General features: G+C 39.5%; 20 protein-coding genes. 15 read left to right on the top strand and 5 right to left on the bottom strand.

Annotated features, from left to right (window positions below):
• The first annotated feature begins 792 nt into the window (after positions 1–792).
• From A9Y75_RS17985 to A9Y75_RS17965, 5 genes are all read left to right on the top strand, one after another.
• The gene (locus tag A9Y75_RS17985; protein ID WP_236721452.1) at positions 793–1,368 is read left to right on the top strand and encodes a hypothetical protein; all 576 of its coding nucleotides are present in this window, start codon (positions 793–795) and stop codon (positions 1,366–1,368) included.
• 550 nt (positions 1,369–1,918) lie between these two features.
• Complete coding sequence (locus A9Y75_RS17980) at positions 1,919–2,089, top strand: type II toxin-antitoxin system HicA family toxin (protein ID WP_071190892.1); 171 nt, start codon at positions 1,919–1,921, stop codon at positions 2,087–2,089.
• A gap of 20 nt (positions 2,090–2,109) precedes the next feature.
• Positions 2,110–2,322, top strand: coding sequence for a type II toxin-antitoxin system HicB family antitoxin (locus A9Y75_RS17975; protein WP_071190891.1), 213 nt, complete (start codon positions 2,110–2,112; stop codon positions 2,320–2,322).
• 72 nt (positions 2,323–2,394) lie between these two features.
• Positions 2,395–2,625, top strand: a complete 231-nt coding sequence (locus A9Y75_RS17970; protein ID WP_071190890.1) for a hypothetical protein — start codon at positions 2,395–2,397, stop codon at positions 2,623–2,625.
• Complete coding sequence (locus tag A9Y75_RS17965) at positions 2,618–2,878, top strand: type II toxin-antitoxin system RelE/ParE family toxin (protein WP_071190889.1); 261 nt, start codon at positions 2,618–2,620, stop codon at positions 2,876–2,878. Before A9Y75_RS17970 ends, A9Y75_RS17965 begins: the two co-directional genes overlap by 8 nt.
• A gap of 39 nt (positions 2,879–2,917) precedes the next feature.
• Here A9Y75_RS17965 and A9Y75_RS17960 read toward each other — a convergent pair whose 3' ends face one another.
• The 3 genes from A9Y75_RS17960 to A9Y75_RS17950 form a co-directional block, all read right to left on the bottom strand.
• Positions 2,918–3,247 carry a XisI protein gene (locus tag A9Y75_RS17960; protein WP_071190888.1) on the bottom strand — a complete coding sequence of 110 codons (330 nt, stop codon included), beginning with the start codon at positions 3,245–3,247 and terminating at the stop codon, positions 2,918–2,920.
• A complete protein-coding gene (locus tag A9Y75_RS17955) occupies positions 3,235–3,651 on the bottom strand; it encodes a XisH family protein (RefSeq protein ID WP_071190963.1) in 417 nt (138 codons plus the stop codon). Before A9Y75_RS17955 ends, A9Y75_RS17960 begins: the two co-directional genes overlap by 13 nt.
• Before the next feature lie 74 nt (positions 3,652–3,725).
• Positions 3,726–3,938 carry a hypothetical protein gene (locus tag A9Y75_RS17950; RefSeq protein WP_071190887.1) on the bottom strand — a complete coding sequence of 71 codons (213 nt, stop codon included), beginning with the start codon at positions 3,936–3,938 and terminating at the stop codon, positions 3,726–3,728.
• A 370-nt stretch (positions 3,939–4,308) separates the two neighbouring features.
• On the opposite strand from A9Y75_RS17950, the gene A9Y75_RS17945 reads away from it, so the two are divergent.
• On the top strand, positions 4,309–4,911 hold the full coding sequence (locus A9Y75_RS17945) for a Uma2 family endonuclease (protein WP_071190886.1): 603 nt from the start codon (positions 4,309–4,311) through the stop codon (positions 4,909–4,911).
• 92 nt (positions 4,912–5,003) lie between these two features.
• Positions 5,004–7,367, top strand: a complete 2,364-nt coding sequence (gene purL / locus A9Y75_RS17940; RefSeq protein WP_071190885.1) for a phosphoribosylformylglycinamidine synthase subunit PurL — start codon at positions 5,004–5,006, stop codon at positions 7,365–7,367.
• A 76-nt stretch (positions 7,368–7,443) separates the two neighbouring features.
• Here the strand turns inward: purL and A9Y75_RS28650 are convergent, their stop codons facing one another.
• A complete protein-coding gene (locus A9Y75_RS28650; protein ID WP_177176217.1) occupies positions 7,444–8,226 on the bottom strand; it encodes a hypothetical protein in 783 nt (260 codons plus the stop codon).
• Between A9Y75_RS28650 and purF the strand changes: the two genes are divergently transcribed.
• From purF to gatC, 8 genes are all read left to right on the top strand, one after another.
• Positions 8,225–9,685 carry an amidophosphoribosyltransferase gene (gene purF, locus A9Y75_RS17935; RefSeq protein WP_071190884.1) on the top strand — a complete coding sequence of 487 codons (1,461 nt, stop codon included), beginning with the start codon at positions 8,225–8,227 and terminating at the stop codon, positions 9,683–9,685. The two genes, A9Y75_RS28650 and purF, sit on opposite strands and share 2 nt — an antisense overlap.
• Before the next feature lie 170 nt (positions 9,686–9,855).
• Positions 9,856–10,011, top strand: coding sequence for a hypothetical protein (locus A9Y75_RS28645; RefSeq protein ID WP_177176226.1), 156 nt, complete (start codon positions 9,856–9,858; stop codon positions 10,009–10,011).
• 598 nt (positions 10,012–10,609) lie between these two features.
• Positions 10,610–10,876, top strand: a complete 267-nt coding sequence (locus A9Y75_RS17930) for a hypothetical protein (protein WP_071190883.1) — start codon at positions 10,610–10,612, stop codon at positions 10,874–10,876.
• Positions 10,863–11,090 (top strand): hypothetical protein, encoded by a 228-nt coding sequence (locus tag A9Y75_RS17925; RefSeq protein ID WP_071190882.1) that lies wholly within the window; start codon positions 10,863–10,865, stop codon positions 11,088–11,090. The genes A9Y75_RS17930 and A9Y75_RS17925 overlap by 14 nt, the downstream gene beginning before the upstream one ends.
• Positions 11,091–11,197: 107 nt before the next feature.
• Positions 11,198–11,485, top strand: coding sequence for a glutaredoxin family protein (locus A9Y75_RS17920; protein ID WP_071190881.1), 288 nt, complete (start codon positions 11,198–11,200; stop codon positions 11,483–11,485).
• A gap of 32 nt (positions 11,486–11,517) precedes the next feature.
• Positions 11,518–13,008 (top strand): UDP-N-acetylmuramoyl-L-alanyl-D-glutamate--2,6-diaminopimelate ligase, encoded by a 1,491-nt coding sequence (locus tag A9Y75_RS17915; RefSeq protein ID WP_071190962.1) that lies wholly within the window; start codon positions 11,518–11,520, stop codon positions 13,006–13,008.
• 344 nt (positions 13,009–13,352) lie between these two features.
• Positions 13,353–13,874, top strand: a complete 522-nt coding sequence (locus A9Y75_RS17910; RefSeq protein ID WP_071190880.1) for a photosystem I assembly protein Ycf3 — start codon at positions 13,353–13,355, stop codon at positions 13,872–13,874.
• 487 nt (positions 13,875–14,361) lie between these two features.
• Positions 14,362–14,652, top strand: a complete 291-nt coding sequence (gatC, locus tag A9Y75_RS17905) for an Asp-tRNA(Asn)/Glu-tRNA(Gln) amidotransferase subunit GatC (protein ID WP_071190879.1) — start codon at positions 14,362–14,364, stop codon at positions 14,650–14,652.
• A 106-nt stretch (positions 14,653–14,758) separates the two neighbouring features.
• On the opposite strand, the gene A9Y75_RS17900 is transcribed toward gatC, so the two are convergent.
• Positions 14,759–16,330, bottom strand: coding sequence for a Na+/H+ antiporter (locus tag A9Y75_RS17900; RefSeq protein ID WP_071190878.1), 1,572 nt, complete (start codon positions 16,328–16,330; stop codon positions 14,759–14,761).
• Positions 16,331–16,413 lie beyond the last annotated feature (83 nt).

Genomic DNA, 16,413 nt, shown 5'->3' with positions numbered 1-16,413 from the left:
AACAGGGAACGGGCAACAACAGGGAACGGGCAACAGGGAACAGAAAAACTCATGTTTAAAAACATGAGATTGAAATAATGACACTGTTTTTTTTGTGCCACTCTCCTTCAAAAAACATCCTTTTTTTTGACTGAGCTTTAAACTCAGAACTAAAGTTTCTTATTTGTTCCCTGTTCCCTTCTTTGTAAGCTTTACCTAAGGGACTTTACCCATAGCTTGCTTCCTAGTTGAAAAACTGAATTACGAATTACGAATTACGAATTATTTTTAATTGTTTATAATTACCAGTAATAAAAAGCCAACAATCCTGTAGAAGGCTGTCGGCACTTGATGTGTTCCCTATTAATGACTCGGCTAGAGTTCAGTTGTACTTAATTATGCCAATTACCTAATTATAATGAGACGATCCTAATCATCGATACTTGTGATTCTAATCATAAATACTTGTGATCAAAATCACGTGATAATTACAGACAAAATGTATTCCATTTATTTAGCATTTTTATCGATATAGAAAAAAATATCAACATTATTGAATTAGGAACAGTAGCTCAGATCCAACAGTCAACTCTGATCAAGAAGAGGTGGCGCATGACCTTTCTGTCAGCAAAACTTGGGTGGAAAACTCAGACTGAATGACGACTATTTGCCAGGTTTTCTGCATCAGAATTTACCCCTGTACCTGTGTCTTTTATTTAAATTAATACTAAATATTTCGGATATAAAATGAAGCTGAATTTGATGAGATTAACCGCTGGGATAATGCTTCTAGGCATATCTGTAAGTTGTACGATGCTACAGCAGCATGAAAAAACCCTCATAACTACTCAGACAGCACTTTTAACTAGAGATAATTCTCAAGCCGATAAACCGCCTACCAAAACTGCCACAATTACCGTCGAAGGTGAAAAAGTTCCCGTTCAACTCAGACTATATAAATATAGCAATTTATTAACTACCTACTTTCCTGAAAAGGATTTTTTAGTTACAGGAAGCAGTTCTGGAGAAGGAAGCGGAGTGAGGTTTATTGCTAACTTTGGTGGTCAAAAAAATGAGAATGCATATATTCATTTTGCCTTTTTGAATAATTTTAAAAATCTCACACAAGTTAGAAACTTTGTGAATGGTAAGAATGGTTTAATTGCATCTAATAAATGGCGCGTTGGAAGCCGGAATAATAATGTCAAATATCCCTGGGCGAAAGAAAGAATTGTTTTCAGCCAAGGTAAAAATATAGTGGGTGCTGTTTACATTGGAGAACAAAAAGGTAAAGCTTTCTATGTCATCACTCATTTGCCGGTAGAATATGGTGATGGCTTTGAGCCAAGAGCAGATTTTATTTTGAAAAACCTAGAAATAGGTAGGTAACGCCAATACAAAATTGATATTTTTTAAAGATTTTTAAAAGTTGATTATTGATTTACTTCTTCTTGTGATTCATCTCTAATATTAAAGTAGTGAAAAAGATTTGCAACTGTTAAATCTGATGCTTGTTGTAAATTAGATGTAAGTAGGTGGGCGTTAAAAATTGTCGTTGGGGCAAGGGAACAGGGAACAGGGAACAGGGAACAGGAAGAGAGCTTTGGGCGCTCAAAAGCTGACTCCTCAGAGTATGAACAATCAGCAGAGAGGCTTAGAATTAGCTAATAACTGAAATATAGCAATCTTAAATAAGATATGAACACCTATTTTTCTCTACCTCTGCGCTCTCTGCGTCTCTGCGGTTCGTTTTAAAAATTCCGTTCATAAATCAAATAGGATTGCTATATAGTAACTGCGATCGCCCTAATTATATCCACACAGCGATCGCATTTTGCAGAGTTACCAAGCATAGTTTATCTATTGTAGACAAACAAATAGTATGGAAAATAATACTTTTACTCTTGGTCTGTGGTGAAGATAAAAGATAGGCATTAATATGAAAGTAAGAGTAGTGATTCAGCGACTAGAAGCTGATGGTTGGTATTTAGTCAGAACTAGGGGAAGTCACCGACAGTTTAAACATCTTGATAAACTTGGTACAGTTACAGTTTCCGGTAAACCTAATATTGACATACCCATTGGTACAATAAAAAGTATTTGGAGATAAACACAATTGGAAGAAGAATAATGCGTTATACAGTAGTAATTGAAAAAGGAAATACTAGCTATGGTGCTTATGTTCCCGACTTACCTGGTTGTATAGCTGTAGCTGAAACATTAACAGAAGTTAAACAACTAATTGTAGAGTCCATAGAATTTTATATAGAAGGTTTAATAGAGTCAGGTTTACCAATTCCCCAACCTACAAGTATCGCTCAGGAAGTTGAAGTTTTAATTTAAGTAGCAAATAACCATGAATAAATACGGAAATTGGCAATCTATGATAAAATCATAAGAAACATAATTAACATTATGAACACCTCACAACTGCTTCAAGAAATCAACTACAACTTAGAAAAGCTATCTCCAGACAATTTAAAAATAGTTGCCGAATTTTTAGCTTATCTAGCAGATAAAGAAAGCGAATTAGCTACCCAAGAACTACTTGATATTCCTGGTTTTATCGCATCTTTTGAAAGAGGTAAACAAGATGTCATTGAAGGTCGAGTTAAAAATTGGAAAAACATAAGGTCTGATGTATAATCTTGTTTTATCTACTGAAGCCGAGAAAATTTATGTTTCAGCCACACAAAGTTTAGCGAAAAAACTAGCAAGGTGCTTTGAACAGCTAGAACAAAATCCTCGGTTTCATCCTAATATTAAACTCCTTAAAGGTGATTTATCAGGATATTACCGTTATCGTATCGGTGAATATAGAGTAGTTTACGAAATTGATGATACAACTAATCAGGTTATTGTAACTACTATTGCTCATCGTTCCAAGGTGTATGAATAAAGTCTCAATAAATTGGTCGTAAAAAATGAAGATAAATTATTATCCCACCGCAAAACCTGTAAATTGCCGCTTATAAGGAGCATGAAATCCTAAAACAATATCTTCTTTAGGTACACCAGCAGCCATTAATTCATTAGCAATACCAATTTCCGTACCATCTCTTTGTATCCAGATTTTATCATCTTTAATATCAACATGAATAATCACCCCATAAGTTCTAATTTGTTGTTTCCAACCAATATTTAATACTTGATAATGATGACGTTGCGTATCAAAAAGCAATTGAATTTCTGTACCATTAGCTATATCATTACGAGAATGATTGCTTAAAATATCTTGAATAATTTGTGAGTAATTTATTCCTTCCATAAAACAATCTCCTGGGTTAAAGAATCAAAAATTAAAACCTTAATTTGATATTCTTTTAAAGAGTCTTGGATAAATTGACGAGAGAAAAAATCTCGATATGTGTCTTCGCTAATAGCTAAATATAAAATCCTTTCAGGTTGTTCTTTTTTTAATGCTAACCGATAATTGAGAGTTTGACCTAAAGCAAGATGAAATTCAGTTACTTCAGATGCACCTACAAAAGATTTCACTTCTACAGCTATTTGTTGACCTTGTTTTTGCGCTGCTAATAGTCTTTCTGCGCCTAAGTCTACAAAAAATTCGATATCATCAACTTTAATATACAGTGGATCATGGGTAATGTTCCAACCATCTTTTTGTAAAGCATTACGTACAGATTCATGAAATATATCTTTAGATGGCATAAGCAAACAATTAATTAACATCAATAATTATATCTAAAATCTCTTTCAATCCCATAAAAGATTAGTATCTAGCTTCATGAAATTATCTCAAAAATTTCCTCATCTGTGTAAACTGTTTCATTCTTTTGCATCAAATAAGAACGCAATGCACGGAATTTGTGGCTAAAGATGTAGTCCTCAATAGCTTTACTAACTAAACTATCAGCAGATATACCTTCAGTTTGAGTAATTTCTAAAAGTGCTGCTTTCAGTTCTGGAGTAATAGTAATGGTTAGGGTATCTTGCATATTTTATCAGCGAGTAACATAATTAATTATACAATAAATCAAACTATTGATTACAGATAGATGTTAATATGAAAGTAAGAATAGTGATTCAGCGACTGGAAGCTGATGGTTGGTATTTAGTCAGAACATACAGAATTTAAAGATAAATCTGTAGAAGTATTAGTAGTTATCCAACCATTAGATAATACAGAAACTACCACAATAAAACATAATGCTTGGGGAAAAATTACTACTAAAAAATCAATTCAAGACGCAATTAGTAGAATGCAACAACTAAGGAAAGAAGTAGGTTTAGATAAAAACTTAATTTGTGAAATGATTGAAGAATGACGAAGATTTTAATACAGTTTGTTTTAGGAGGTTATGAAATATGATTGCTTCTCCCAATATTTACATCACACCAGAAGAATATTTAGCAATGGAAGAAAAAAGCACAGTTAAACATGAATATATTGATGGATATATTTATGCAATGGCTGGCGCACTTGATTCTCATGTTACTATAGCTTTAAATATGGCTTCTTTACTCCGTAATCACGTTCGGGGTTCTGGTTGTCGGGTATATATTGCTGACATGAAAGCGAGAATAGAATCTTTAAATAGATTTTACTATCCTGACGTGATGGTAACTTGTGATTCACGAGATCAAGAAACTCCAGGTTATAAAAGATTTCCTTGTTTAATAATTGAAGTTTTATCTAATTCTACTGAAGGATTTGATAGAGGTGATAAATTTGCTGATTATCAAATGTTGGAAACTTTGCAAGAATACGTTTTAATTAATACAAAAAAACCAAGAGTTGAATGTTTTAGACGCAATGATGATGGACTTTGGACTTTACAATCTTATGTAGGTGAACAAGCATCATTTCAATTACAAACTATCAATTTTGCAGGTACAATGGCAGAACTTTATGAAGATGTGAATTTTCATTCTCTTGAATCAGAAAACCCTGAGAACAACATGACATAAATAACAATCTAGCCAAAAAATGTAACAAGATTAAAAAAAAGTCGGGAATCTTCAGATAGAATATTTCTCTGTCCCCTTGGTGCATAACTTCCATGACCACCACCTCCGAAAATCCCTTTTCTCCCCCAGAAATAGCCTCAGAAGGCATTAAACCAGAAGAATATACCGAAATCGTCCGCCGCTTAGGTCGTCACCCCAACAAAGCCGAATTAGGTATGTTTGGGGTGATGTGGTCAGAACATTGCTGTTATAAAAATTCCCGCCCATTACTCAAACAGTTTCCCACCACGGGACCCCGCATACTTGTCGGACCAGGTGAAAATGCTGGAGTTGTGGATATCGGCGACGGACTACAATTAGCGTTTAAAATAGAATCCCATAACCACCCTTCCGCCGTTGAACCATTTCAAGGTGCTGCAACCGGAGTTGGTGGGATATTAAGAGATATCTTTACAATGGGGGCGCGTCCCATAGCTTTATTAAACTCTTTGCGGTTTGGAGATTTGAATGATCCAAAAACCCAAAGATTATTTACAGGTGTAGTTGCGGGAATTTCACATTATGGTAATTGCGTTGGAGTGCCGACTGTAGGCGGTGAAGTCTATTTTGACCCTGCCTACTCTGGAAATCCCCTAGTCAATGTCATGGCGCTGGGTTTGATGGAAACGTCAGAAATTGTCAAATCAGGGGCTTCCGGCTTCGGAAATCCGGTGCTGTATGTGGGTTCAACCACGGGACGGGATGGCATGGGCGGCGCAAGTTTTGCCAGTGCGGAATTAACTGAGGAATCAATGGATAACCGTCCTGCGGTGCAAGTAGGAGATCCATTTTTAGAAAAGTCCTTAATTGAAGCTTGTTTAGAGGCATTTAAAACCGGGGCTGTAGTTGCGGCACAGGATATGGGCGCTGCGGGTATCACCTGTTCTACTTCGGAAATGGCGGCTAAAGGTGGTGTCGGTATTGAATTCGATTTAGATAAAATTCCGGTGCGAGAATCGGGAATGATTCCTTATGAATACCTGCTTTCGGAATCTCAAGAACGAATGTTGTTTGTTGCTGAAAAAGGACGAGAACAGGAATTAATTGATATTTTCCACCGTTGGGGACTGCAAGCTGTGGTTGCGGGTACGGTAATTGAAGAACCTATTGTCAGGATTTGGTTTGAGGGGAAAATTGCCGCAGAAATTCCTGCTGATGCTTTGGCGGAAAATACGCCTTTGTATGAAAGAGAATTATTGACAGAAGCCCCCGAATATGCCCAAAAAGCTTGGCAATGGACAAGTGCTAGTTTACCTGTTTGCAATGTTGAGGGAATTGAAATTGCGGGAAGTCTGCAAAGTTGGCATGATATTTTATTGACTTTGTTAGATACTCCTAGCATTGCTTCTAAAAGCTGGGTTTATCGCCAATATGACCATCAAGTTCAGAATAATACCGTATTGTTACCCGGTGGTGCAGATGCGGCTGTGGTGCGGTTACGTCCTTTAGAAGAAACTCCTAATCTTACATCCCCAATTGCAAATCTAAAATCGGGCGTTGCGGCTACGGTAGATTGTAATTCTCGTTATGTCTATCTTGATCCTTATGAAGGGGCTAAGGCAGTAGTAGCGGAAGCTGCCCGGAATCTTAGCTGTGTGGGCGCTGAACCTCTGGCTGTGACAGATAACCTCAATTTTGGTAGTCCAGAAAAACCCATTGGTTATTGGCAATTAGCGTCCGCTTGTCGAGGTTTGAGTGAAGGTTGTCGTGAGTTGGGAACGCCGGTAACTGGTGGGAATGTCTCTCTCTACAATGAAACTTTTGATGCGGAAGGTAATCCTCAACCAATTTATCCGACTCCGGTTGTGGGTATGGTGGGGTTGATTCCTGATTTAACAAAAATTTGCGGACAAGGTTGGCAAAATGCAGATGATATAATTTATCTTCTGGGTTTACCTATTCAATCCAAAATCGAATTAGGTGCTTCTGAATATTTGGCAACTATTCATCATACGATCGCAGGTAAACCCCCTAGAGTTGATTTTGATTTAGAACGTCGTGTACAAAAAGCTTGTCGTGATGGTATTCGCGCACGTTGGGTAAATTCTGCCCATGATTCGGCTGAAGGTGGTGTGGCTGTGGCTTTAGCGGAATCTTGTCTTTCTGGAAATTTGGGTGCGGAAATTAATTTCCCAATTAGTGCAAATCATGATTCCCGTTTTGATGAAGTTCTATTTGGTGAAGGTGGGGCGAGAATTTTAGTTTCTGTCAGTGAAGAAAACCAAGAAAAATGGGAATCCTATTTAAAGGAACATCTGACAGAAAATTGGCAAAAGCTGGGAACAGTTAGTAATTCTGGGAATTTGCAGATTTTAACCGCAGATAACCATCAGTTACTCCAGGTTAGTCTCGAAGATATGAGCGATCGCTATTCTCAAGCAATCTCCAACCGTCTCGCTATCTACACCAATACCTAATCGACATCAAAAATCAAGGATGAATCATAAAAATTTACAATTCTTACTTCATCCTTGACCAATTTACTGTACTGTTTTAATGGATGGTTAAAGATTTGTTAAGAGGTAGGAAGAAGGTGACAGGTGACAGGTGACAGGTGACAGGTGACAGGTGACAGGTGACAGGTGACAGGTGACAGGTGACAGGTGACAGGTGACAGGTGACAGGTGACAGGTGACAGGTGACAGGTGACAGGTGACAGGTGACAGGTGACAGGTGACAGGTGACAGGTGACAGGTGACAGGTGACAGGTGACAGGTGACAGGTGACAGGTGACAGGTGACAGGTGACAGGTGACAGGTGACAGGTGACAGGTGACAGGTGACAGGTGACAGGTGACAGGTGACAGGTGACAGGTGACAGGTGACAGGTGACAGGTGACAGGTGACAGGTGACAGGTGACAGGTGACAGGTGACAGGTGACAGGTGACAGGTGACAGGTGACAGGTGACAGGTGACAGGTGACAGGTGACAGGTGACAGGTGACAGGTGACAGGTGACAGGTGACAGGTGACAGGTGACAGGTGACAGGTGACAGGTGACAGGTGACAGGTGACAGGTGACAGGTGACAGGTGACAGGTGACAGGTGACAGGTGACAGGTGACAGGTGACAGGTGACAGGTGACAGGTGACAGGTGACAGGTGACAGGTGACAGGTGACAGGTGACAGGTGACAGGTGACAGGTGACAGGTGACAGGTAAGAGACAAGATAAGTATTTTTCTCCCCTGCCCCCTGCACCCTGCCCCCTGCACCCTGCACCCTGCCCCCTGCCCAGTTCCCACCGACTCGACACCCCACCAGGAGCAATACCAGCATGATTCCCATTAATTCCGTTACCTCGGATGAACACCATCCTGACAAGCCCGAAGAAGCTTGTGGTGTTTTTGGCATCTACGCCCCAGAACAAGACGTTGCTAAATTGACCTACTTTGGATTGTATGCTCTCCAACATCGGGGTCAAGAATCTGCTGGTATTGCTACCTTTGAGGGTCAGGTAGTACACCAACACAAAGATATGGGTTTGGTATCTCAAGTCTTTAATGAAACCATTTTAGATGAGTTACCCGGTAATTTAGCTGTTGGTCACACGCGTTATTCAACCACCGGTTCCAGCCGCAAAGTTAACGCCCAACCCGCTGTGGTGGAAACTCGCTTAGGTTTATTAGCATTAGCACATAATGGTAATTTAGTCAATACTGTAAAACTGCGAGAAGAATTAGTTAAGAGCGATTTTAACTTAGTCACCACAACCGACTCAGAAATGATTGCTTATGCGATCGCACAAGAAGTCAACGCCGGTGCAGATTGGTTAGAAGGTTCTATCCTCGCCTTTAAACGGTGTGAAGGTGCATTTAGCCTAACCATTGGTACACCTACAGGTGTGATGGGTGTGCGTGATCCTCATGGCATTCGTCCCTTAGTCATAGGCACTTTAGATAGTGATCCTGTGCGTTACGTTCTGGCTTCCGAAACTTGCGGTTTAGATATTATTGGTGCTGAATACCTGCGAGATGTCGAACCAGGGGAGTTAGTTTGGATAACCGAAGCCGGTTTAGCTTCCTTCCATTGGAGTCAACAGCCCGAACGCAAACTGTGTATTTTTGAAATGATCTATTTTGCCCGTCCTGATAGCCTCATGCACAACGAAACTTTATATAGTTATCGGATGCGGTTAGGACGAAGAATAGCCAAAGAATCTCCCGTAAATGCCGATATAGTTTTTGGAGTTCCTGATTCTGGTATACCTGCTGCAATTGGCTTTTCCCAAGCTTCTGGTATTCCCTACGGTGAAGGACTGATTAAAAATCGCTACGTTGGACGCACCTTTATTCAGCCGACACAAGCCATGCGTGAGTTAGGTTTGCGGATGAAACTCAACCCCCTCAAAGATGTGTTAGCTGGTAAAAGAGTGATCATTGTCGATGATTCCATTGTGCGGGGTACTACCAGCCGTAAACTCGTCAAAACCCTGCGTGAAGCCGGTGCGGTGGAAGTACACATGAGAATTTCTTCACCTCCTGTCACTCATCCTTGCTTCTACGGTATTGATACCGATACTCAGGATCAATTAATTGCTGCGACTAAATCAGTGGCAGAAATTGCTAAACAATTAGAAGTTGATAGCCTTGCTTATCTGAGTTGGGACGGAATGTTGGAAGAAACAAAAGAAGATACTAATAATTTCTGTTCAGCTTGTTTTACTGGTGATTATCCGGTTGCTATTCCTGAACAGGTGAAACGTTCTAAATTGATGTTGGAAAAAATCGGCGTTTAGATAATTCTATCATCTTGTGGGGTGGGCATACTTCGACAAGCTCAGTACAAGTCCTGCCCGCCTCAATATTTAATTATCACAAATCAGGATATCCAGGATTTAAGGATTTACAGGATTTTTATTTGATGAACTATCATTTATTTTCAGATTCATCTAAAAATTAGATCCTTTTGTCAGAATCAGGATTTACAGGATTTGAGGATTTACAGGATTTTTATTTGATAATTTATCATAATATAGCAGGAGTCAGGAGTCAGGAGTCAGGAGTCAGGAGTCAGGAGTCAGGAGAAAAACCCTTTAGTAGCAAGAACTTGACCGTTAATTGATGTCCTAACCGCCTTGGCACTGACTATATTTAAAAATCATCTAAAAATTACATCCTTTTGTCTGAATCAGGATATCCAGGATGAAAGGATTTACAGGATTTTTATTTGATGAACTATTAGATAGTTTCAGAATCATCTAAAAATTACATCCTTTTGTCTGAATCAGGATATCCAGGATTTGAGGATTTATAGGATTTTTATTTGATGAACTATCACATCTTTTAAAAATCAGCTACATCATCATTTATATAACATCCAAAAATTATCATATCCCCCAAATCAAACTTCTGAAAAAATCCTCATTCCAACAAACTTTTTTCCTCAAAAACACTTGACAAAATCTCAAGATTGACATATCCTAATAGAATGGGAATCTGTGTCGTCCATATATAACAGCTTTTAAAAAATTCAATCCTATACATCCTCAAATCCTGGATATCCTGATTCAGACAAATCAGATTATTCATGGGTGAAACTCCCAAAGACATTTATAGACTATTAATAACATAGGTATATTATTAAGTATTTTGGCGATAAAATAGAATATTGATTGACACTAATTTTTATTGTCACAATTCTAATTGGAGATTGAAAACTGATGTTGAACATTACAAACACCAATTTTAGACTGATAAGCAATAACTTCACTAATGAAGTAATGAGAGAAATAGCTTACAGTATGGACTTATTAATTCCTGGATTTTACTTATGGCTACCAGGAATACATATTCGGTTTGGTGGGGCTGTTCCTGATGATCAACCTTACAGATATCCAGGTACAATACATAGTAATATAGGGATGGCTTTAGTATTACCAGATTATAAGATATTCACAACTTATAATGGTAGTTATGACCCTCAATAAGCATCAAATAGAGGGACTACCAAAGTTTAAATGTACAATTTTAGATGCAAATCAATTTGAAAAATTAATGATTGATGCCGGTTATTCTATATCAGGAACTGCTCCAGCACAAGGTAACAGAATTAAAGTTTGGTGGGTTCATGAACAATACCCAAGAGTAGAATCTATTTATACTTCTGATCGAAAAAAGGTAATTACTGCTTATCATGTATGAGTATTTTGGCGATAAAATAGATTTACTCCATAATCCAGTAATTTTATGTGAAAAAATTTAGGTTCTTGCGTAAAACCCCGTCCCCTCATATCCTCATCCCTCAGCCTATGCGATTAATTTTATACAGTAAACCCGGTTGTCATTTGTGTGAAGGCTTACAAGAAAAGCTTGAACAAATCACAGATCCTAGTTTTGAGTTAGAAATTAGAGATATTACAACTCGTGAAGATTGGTTTGGTAAATATCAGTATGAAATACCTGTACTGTATCTAATACAGGATGACTCAGAGGTAGAACATCCTGTAACCCGTCCTTCTCCTCGTGCTAGTGTCACGCAATTACAACAAATGCTTTGTAAATATATGTCCAATTTAGAAAAAAATAATGCAGAATAGGCGCAAGTAAAGCTTGTGGCGAGGTGCAGCAAATGAACTTAAGGGAATTACTAGCGACTGTAGAAGGTCTGGAAAATCCTAGTTTAGCCGATGTGGAAGTGAAGGGCATTAAAACTAACTCTCATGCTTGCGGTGTGGGAGATTTGTTTATTGGGATGCCAGGAACTAGAGTAGATGGTGGGGAGTTTTGGTCGAGTGCTTTGGCTGCTGGTGCGGTTGCGGCTATTGTTTCTCCCGAAGCTATCCAGAAAAATCCGCCAACACCGGAATCTATGGTGATTTCTGCTGGTAATATGACGAAAGCTTGCGCTCAAATTGCAGCAGCTTTTTACGGTTATCCTGGACAAAAGCTGAAATTGGTGGGTGTAACTGGTACAAATGGCAAGACTACTACTACTCACTTAATTGAATATTTTATTACGAAAGCTAGTTTAGCTACGGCTTTGCTGGGAACTCTCTACACTCGTTGGCCGGGTTTTGAGGAAACTGCTGTTCACACTACTCCTTTTGCGGTGGAATTACAACAACAGTTAGCCGCAGCGGTAAATGCTGGTTGTGAGTTTGGGGTAATGGAAGTCAGTTCCCACGCTTTAGCACAGGGTAGGGTTTTGGGTTGTTCGTTTGAGGTGGGGGTGTTTAGCAATCTCACCCAAGACCATCTTGACTATCACACAGATATGGAGGATTATTTTGCAGCGAAGGCGTTGTTATTTAGTCCTGATTATCTCCAAGGAAGGGCAATTATTAACGCTGATGATGAATATGGTAAGCGTTTAATTGCAGGATTGAAACGAGAACGGGTTTGGAGTTACAGTGTTAATGATAATAACGCCGATTTTTGGATGAGTGATTTAAGTTATCAGCCAAATGGTGTCAATGGAATTTTACATACACCAAAGGGTGATGTGGCTTTTGCTTCGCCTTTAGTTGGTCAGTATAATTTAGAAAATCTTTTGGCTGCTGTTGGTGCGGTTTTACATTTGGGGTTAGATTTGCAATTGGTAGCCAATGGGATTCCTGATTTTCCTGGTGTTCCTGGACGTATGGAACGGGTACAAATTAGTGATGACCAAGATGTGAGCGTGATTGTGGATTATGCTCACACTCCTGATAGTTTGGAGAATTTGCTGAAAGCGGCTCGTCCGTTTATTCCTGGTAAAATGATATGTGTGTTTGGTTGTGGGGGCGACCGCGATCGCACTAAACGTCCTAAAATGGGAAAAATAGCCGCCCAGTTAGCTGATGTGGCTGTGGTGACTTCAGATAATCCCCGCACTGAAGACCCAGAAAAGATTTTGCAGGATGTATTGGCAGGTATTCCTGATTCTGTGCAACCGATGGTAATATGCGATCGCGCCACTGCAATTCATACCGCCATTTTACAAGCAAAACCCGGTGATGGGGTGTTGTTGGCTGGTAAAGGTCACGAAGATTATCAAATTCTCGGTACTGAAAAAATCCATTTTGACGACCGAGAACAAGCACGAGACGCTTTACAGCAAAGAATCAAGGAACAATCTTGAAGAAGGAGTCAGGAGTCAGTAGCCAGGAGCGGAGCCGGAGACGCTCCGCCTCCGGTCAGAATGAATCAGTCGAGGATTGGGACCTGCGACTGATTAAAGACCACCAAATCGTAGATTTAGTGGGGGTCTTAAACCCGGTTATTCATCCGCCACTCGCACAGAATACCCAACTAAATTCTGACTCCTGACGGATGTATTCTGTTCGATAAAACTTCCAAAAGATGAGAACTGCCCATAAATCAGTTAAATTAACTATGGAGCAGTTGCTGATTGTCAAATACCAGTCGCAAAGAATTTAGTTACTAAACAAAGTCTGCTTCATTTGAGCCAACACAGAGGCACATATGCCAAGAACACAGAAAAACGATAACTTTGTTGACAAATCCTTTACCGTCATGGCAGATTTGATCCTCAAACTGCTACCAGCTAACAGAAAAGCTAAAGAAGCATTTGTCTATTACCGAGATGGGATGTCAGCCCAGGCAGAAGGCGAATATGCTGAAGCACTGGATTACTATGAAGAAGCTCTCACACTAGAGGAAGACTCCAATGATCAGAGTTATATTCTCTACAATATGGGGCTGATTTACGCTAGTAATGGCGACCACAACAAAGCTTTAGAATACTATCATCAGGCTATTGAGTTAAATCCTCGTCTACCCCAAGCGTTGAATAACATCGCCGTGATTTATCATTTTCAAGGCGAAAAGGCTAAAGAAGCTGGAGATAACGACGCTGGAGAAGCACTTTTTGACCAAGCCTCAGATTATTGGATTAGAGCAATTCGCATGGCTCCCAATAATTACATTGAAGCTCAAAACTGGTTAAAAACCACTGGGCGATCGCAAATTGACGTATTCTTTTAACCAAATTAGTCATTGGTCTTCAGTAATTTACTAAGTAGGTGGGCGTTAAAAATTGTCGTTGGGGCAAGGGAATAGGGAACAGGGAACAGGGAACAGGAAGAGAGTTTTGGGCGATTTTACTTTTCTTCACACATTTTGGTTATCTCACGTCCACCTACTTAATGACTAATGACTAATGACTAATGACTAATGACTAATGACTAATGACTAATGACTAATGACTAATGACTAATGACTAATGACTAATGACTAATGACTAATGACTAATGACTAATGACTAATGACTAATGACTAATGACTAATGACTAATGACTAATGACTAATGACTAATGACTAATGACTAATGACTAATGACTAATGACTAATGACTAATGACTAATGACTAATGACTAATGACTAATGACTAATGACTAATGACTAATGACTAATGACTAATGACTAATGACTAATCACTAATTACTAATGACTAATCACTAATTACTAAACTATGATTGATCGTGAACAAGTTCGCAAAGTCGCTAATCTCGCTCGGTTAGAATTGACACCTGACGAGGAAGAGAAATTCACCACCCAACTGGGCAGTATTTTGGAGTATGTCGAACAACTCAGTGAACTTGATGTCACAGATGTACTGCCAACAACCAGAGCTATTGATGTCAGCAATGTGACAAGAGAAGATAAATTACAGCCTTATCCTGATCGAGAAGCTATCCTCAGCAGCGCACCTCAACAAGAAGGCGATTTTTTCAAAGTCCCCAAAATTCTCAATGCTGAGTAAACCGCTTACCAAAGAAGGGGAAGGGGAAAGAAATAACTAAAAATCTCCTTCTCTTTTTCCTTTTGATCCCCCACTCCTCACCTAGTGGTGTCACACATCCACAAAATCAATCCTCTTCATTCGCGCTATCATGCATTGTTTGCAAAAAAGGTGAAAGTTCTTTATTTAACCTACCTGCCCGGACAAACTCAGCATAGGTATCTGCTTCAATTGCCAGTAGTTCCCCTCGCAGTTCTGCGGTTGTAAATTCTTGTAAGTTTGGGTATTCATCAAGTAACTTGTTAATTTTTTCTTGCCAAAGAGTAATTTCTCCAGAAAGCAGCGTCTTCTGGTAGTGATAAAACTCTGGCTGAATTCCGGGACGCTTTTGTGTTGTTTCTAAATATTCCAGCGCCCGTTGGAGAGCAACTTGACGAGCAATTGCTTCCATGTATTCTTGACGTAACGGTTGCGAACCTAAAAGTTGTAGTTTTTCTAACAATGCTTGGGTGGTTAAGCCTTGTACTAACAGTGTAAATAAAACTACTCCAAATACTGTGGCAATAATTTCTTCTCTTTGGGGGAGTGTGGCTGGTACACTCAAAGCCAGGGCAATGGAGACAGACCCGCGTAGACCACCCCACGACAACACAGTTTGTTCAGATAAAGAAATTTCGGATTTAGCCAGCCAGTTGCTGAGACTGCTTAAGCTATAAATAGATACTGCCCTGGCCACAATAATGACGGCAATTGTGACGGCAATAATTTTTAAATTATCTCCTAAAACAGCAAAGTGAATTTGATCGCCAATTAAGAGAAAAACAATCGAATTGACAAAAAAAGCTAGAAATTCCCAAAATTCAGTGACAATGATCCGTGTGCGCGGATTCATGCCAATGCGCGAGCCAAAGTTGCCTAAAATTAAAGCTGTGGTGACTACTCCAATTACTCCAGAACCACCTAAATGTTCTGTAATTAAGTAAGTGCTGTAGGCAGAAACGAGGGTGAGAGATTGTTCTACTAATGGTAAGTCGAAACGTTGTGTTAGGTAAGAAATGCCAAACCCAATTATTCCGCCAACGCCGATACCAATACCTACTACCTGAAAAAATTCCCATAACGCAGACTGGAAGTCCAATGTGGCAGTACCTAACGGCAGAGCAACTAATAAGCCAAAAGCCACCACGGCCATACCATCATTAAATAAACTTTCTCCTTCCATCAGCGTTCTTAGACGTTTGCTTGCGCCTAGTTCCCGAAACAGAGCCGTTACCGAAACTGGATCAGTTGCTGATAGACTAGCTCCAATTAATAGAGCAACACTCAGTTCAAGTCCCGCGAATTGATGAAGACCGAGTGCTACTCCGGCAATAGAAATTACCACCCCAAGCACTGCATACAGACAAATAGGTAGCAAATCTCGCTTTAAGTCTGACCACTTCAAATTCCAAGCCGCTTCAAACAGCAGTGGTGGTAAGAAAATCACCAGAATCAATTCAGGAGAGAGATTCACCAATCGCACATTTACGAATGCTAACCCTAATCCCACAATCACCAGTAAGAGTGTGTAAGGAATGCGGCGAAACCAACTAAAAATTTGTGGTAGTGTTGCTACACCTAAAGACACAGAGAGTACTAGTAGAAATTGCTTGAGTTGTTCTGTAATTAGGACTTCACCCGTTGCAGACTCCAATGTCATAAGAGTATTTCACTTAAATAGAAGATTTACTAAGTAGGTTAGCGTTAAAAATTGTCGTTATGACAAGGGAACAGGGAACGGGG

This window comes from Trichormus sp. NMC-1 (assembly GCF_001858025.1).
In the GTDB taxonomy this organism is placed as follows: Bacteria; Cyanobacteriota; Cyanobacteriia; order Cyanobacteriales; family Nostocaceae; genus Anabaena.
The sequence above is the reverse complement of the archived record's forward strand: the minus strand, read 5'-3'. Positions and strand labels throughout refer to the sequence as shown.